Raw genomic sequence first — 522 nt, 5'->3', positions numbered from 1 at the left:
CATTATTTATGGTGAAACAGGCTGTGGTAAAGAGCTGGTGGCTACCAGCCTGCATAAAGAAAGCCAACGAAAATTACATCGTTTCGTACCGATAAACTGTGGCGCGATTCCCGAAAATCTGTTCGAAAGTGAGCTGTTTGGTCACGAGCCCGGCGCTTTTACCGGAGCAAGTAAACGACGGATTGGCAAACTCGAATACGCCGATAAAGGCACGCTGTTTTTTGATGAAATCGAGAGTATGCCGCTTTCAATGCAAGTGAAAGTGCTGCGCTCATTGCAAGAACATACTGTCGAGCGAGTTGGTGGTAACCAGCAGATCAATGTGGATTTGCGAGTGATCGCTGCCGCGAAAGAAGATCTCAACGATCATGAAGAGTTCCGCGAAGATTTGTATTACCGACTTAATGTTGCACAGATCTACTTACCGCCGCTTAGGGAGCGAGAAGAAGACGCGTTGATTCTGTTTGAGCACTTTGCATTGCAAACAAATCCAGACAGTCGACCGTTGAGTGATGCCGACAG

Annotated in this window: 1 protein-coding gene; it reads left to right on the top strand. The window is 47.3% G+C overall.

All coding sequences use genetic code 11. The annotated features are described in order from the left end of the window. Positions 1–522, top strand: a 522-nt coding sequence (locus R7Z47_RS26790; protein WP_318131017.1) for a sigma-54 factor interaction domain-containing protein, incomplete at both ends; no start/stop codon positions are given.

The organism is Vibrio sp. 1641, from assembly GCF_033339995.1.
Classification (GTDB): Bacteria; Pseudomonadota; Gammaproteobacteria; order Enterobacterales; family Vibrionaceae; genus Vibrio; species Vibrio alginolyticus.
Note: the sequence above shows the minus strand (reverse complement) of the source record. Positions and strands in the feature narration are given on the sequence as shown.